Raw genomic sequence first — 3,197 nt, 5'->3', positions numbered from 1 at the left:
TTTTAATAATCTGAGAAAACAATGTAATATTACACATGAGAGGTCTTTGTTTTTGGTGCAAACCCAAAATACACATTTTGGGCAAAAATTCAGACCTCTCATATTTTATTTAGGACGCTATTGACTTCAACTCAATTATTTTGATCCGTTATTAAAATATTTTGACAAGCCATCAACTTTTGGGGTAACAGGAAGGATCATGAATCCTGAGGAAGGATCCTCTTCCGCAAATGAAAATCCATTGCGTAAAAATAAAATCGAATCTTTGGACAAAACCTCAGTAATAGGTTCGCAATCAAATTTCACATCTTTTCTATCGGGATCAAATGTCTTGCTTTGCAGAGCCAAACTAATGCAGCTCAATGGATTTGACTAAATTTATAGTCCCTATTATTTTGAAGATACGGATCTCTGCACACGGGCAAAAAGATTGAGCTGGGAATGTTATCAGGATCAGGATGCTGTATGCGAACACCTAGGCTCGGAAACTGTAAAGAATAATTGCATCAAAAAACATGTGAAAAAAGTCTATTTCAGAAATAGGATGATCTACAATGCTATCCATCTTGAAAGTCGTCTGAGCCATATTAACAAAGCAAAGATTCTATTTTTGGATGTAATCCCGAAGCTATTATTAGGAAAAACATGGATTCTAAGCAGTTATAAGGAATTTCTTGAAATGCACTTCAAAATTTACAGATCTAGATTAAGGTTTAAAAAACTGATGGAAATTCAATCTCATCAGGCGCCAAACCAAAAAGCTGCGAAACTGACTATCCATCATTTGGATGAGGTCAAATTAAATTTCACAAACTGATTTTACCTTATGCATACCTATTTCAGATTATTATCCTATGCACGCCCCATAAGTAAATATGCATTCCCATATCTGTTACTTATTATATTAGCAACCATATTCAACACCCTAAACATCGCTTTATTGGCTCCTCTCTTGAGTACATTATTTGAGGAACAGCAGAACCTAACTGCTATTAAGCCAGATTCATGGCTGGATATTATGGGCTGGTTTGATTATTTGACATTGAGCGCCAACATAAATTTCGGAGCCCAAAAAGCTTTAAAATGGACGTGCTTAGCTATTCTTTCTTCAGTGCTCTTGAGCAATATTTTCAAATATTTCTCCCAGAGAATTATGGAAAATCTTAGGATACAGACTTTGCTCAACCTCAGGAAAACACTTTTTGACCATGTTATGAATATGGATATGCTATATTTCAATGATCAAAGAAAAGGTAACATTATTGCCAAAATCGCCTCAGATGTACAAGTTGTCCAATTTAGTGTCACCAATACCTTGCAGGTTTTGTTCAAAGAGCCTTTTCAGTTGATAGCATATTTGTTTGTTCTATTTGCAATATCTTTCAAGTTAACGTTGTTTTCTATTTTGGTTCTGCCCTTATCTGCTTGGGTGATTTCCAAAATCGTCAGAAAACTCAAAGCCCAAGCAAAAGAGGCTCAGGAAAGATTTGGTATGATGATCAGTTATTTGGATGAAGCTCTTTCAGGTATCAGGATCATAAAGGGATTTAACGCAACAAGTCGCATTAAAGATAGATTTCATCAGGAAAACATCCAGTACTCTGAACTTGGACGGAAAATGGCCTATCGACAGCAGTTGGGCTCACCTGTCTCTGAATTTTTGGGTGTTTTGATGGTGACAATTCTTGTTTTGTATGGGGGAAATTTGGTTATACAAGGTCAAGGAGACCTTTCTGCCGCTGCATTTATCACCTATATTGCTATTTTTTCTCAGATAATGAGACCGGCAAAAGCGCTTACGGAATCTTTTAGTATGATTAACACAGGATTGGCTGCTGGTGAAAGGGTTTTGGAGCTGATTGATGAAAAACCAAAACACGAAGAGCTTCAGGGAAATATAGCCGTAAAGGAATTGAAGGATAAAATAAGATTTAATCAGGTCAGTTTTGCCTATCAAAAAGAATTGGTTCTCAACAATGTATCCTTTGATATAGAAAGAGGCAAAACGGTTGCATTGGTCGGCCCTTCGGGTGCTGGCAAATCAACCTTAATGGACTTGATACCAAAGTTCATCCATCCCCTTTCCGGAGAAATCAGCTTTGATGGAATTTCTTTTTCAAATGTTTCATCAGAATCCCTTCGTTCGATTATTGGTATTGTCAATCAGGACTCAATTCTATTCAACGACTCAATCAAAAACAATATCGCTTTTGCCAACCCCAATGCTAGCGAAAACCAGATCATGGAAGCTGCCAAAATAGCAAATGCTCATGATTTCATAATGGAGACAGAAAATGGCTATGACACAAACATCGGAGACAGAGGTGTGAAATTATCAGGTGGGCAAAAACAAAGGATTTGTATAGCAAGGGCTGTATTGATGAACCCTCCTGTTTTGCTATTGGATGAAGCTACTTCTTCCTTGGATGCAGAATCCGAATACCTGGTACAAGATGCCTTGAACAAACTTATGGAAAACAGAACTTCTTTGATCATTGCCCATAGGCTTAGCACTATACAAAAGGCAGATTTGATATTGGTTTTGGATCAAGGAAAAGTAGCTGAACAGGGTACGCACTTTGAATTACTGTTCAAAGAAGGTATTTATAGCAGGTTGATTGACAAACAACAATTTAAAAAAGCGTGAAAAGCTTCCCTTTGATATCCATAGCCATGTGCACCTATAATGGTGAGTTGTTCTTGCGTGAGCAGCTGGAATCACTAGTAAACCAGGATTATCCTAATTTGGAAATTAGGATTCGAGATGATATGTCCTCTGACAAAACCTGGCAGATTATCCAAGATTTTCAGGGAAAATACACTTTCATCCATTGTATTCAAAACAAAAATAGGCTAGGCTTTCAAAAAAACTTTGAAGAAGTTTTTCAGGACTGCCAAGGTATATGGATAGCCCCTTCTGATCAGGATGATATATGGAGTCTGGATAAAATCTCTAAGTTGTTTTCAAAAACTACAGATAACATCATGGTCTACCATGATTCTGTTTTGGTGGACGAAAATAACAAAACATTGGATACAAATATGTCCAAAATATTTAATTTCATATCTGGTCAATAGCGTCCTAAATAAAATATGAGAGGTCTGAATTTTTGCCCAAAATGTGTATTTTGGGTTTGCACCAAAAACAAAGACCTCTCATGTGTAATATTACATTGTTTTCTCAGATTATTAAAAAG

Annotated in this window: 4 protein-coding genes; 3 read left to right on the top strand and 1 reads right to left on the bottom strand. The window is 36.5% G+C overall.

Annotated features, from left to right (window positions below; translation table 11 throughout):
• Window positions 1–135: 135 nt before the first annotated feature.
• Window positions 136–348, bottom strand: coding sequence for a hypothetical protein (locus MM236_RS19570; protein ID WP_241276692.1), 213 nt, complete (start codon window positions 346–348; stop codon window positions 136–138).
• Window positions 349–430: 82 nt separating this feature from the next.
• Here MM236_RS19570 and MM236_RS19565 point away from each other — a divergent pair, with 82 nt between their 5' ends.
• Genes MM236_RS19565 through MM236_RS19555 form a run of 3 tightly spaced genes read left to right on the top strand, consistent with a single transcriptional unit; the run spans window position 431 to window position 3,078 of the window.
• Window positions 431–817: a hypothetical protein gene (locus tag MM236_RS19565; RefSeq protein ID WP_241276691.1), complete on the top strand. Its 387-nt coding sequence runs from the start codon at window positions 431–433 to the stop codon at window positions 815–817.
• A 9-nt stretch (window positions 818–826) separates the two neighbouring features.
• On the top strand, window positions 827–2,647 hold the full coding sequence (locus tag MM236_RS19560; RefSeq protein WP_241276690.1) for an ABC transporter ATP-binding protein: 1,821 nt from the start codon (window positions 827–829) through the stop codon (window positions 2,645–2,647).
• Window positions 2,644–3,078, top strand: a complete 435-nt coding sequence (locus tag MM236_RS19555; protein ID WP_241276689.1) for a glycosyltransferase — start codon at window positions 2,644–2,646, stop codon at window positions 3,076–3,078. Before MM236_RS19560 ends, MM236_RS19555 begins: the two co-directional genes overlap by 4 nt.
• Window positions 3,079–3,197: the final 119 nt, after the last annotated feature.

This window comes from Belliella calami, assembly GCF_022549695.1.
Taxonomy (GTDB): domain Bacteria; phylum Bacteroidota; class Bacteroidia; order Cytophagales; family Cyclobacteriaceae; genus Belliella; species Belliella calami.
The sequence above is the reverse complement of the archived record's forward strand: the minus strand, read 5'-3'. Positions and strand labels throughout refer to the sequence as shown.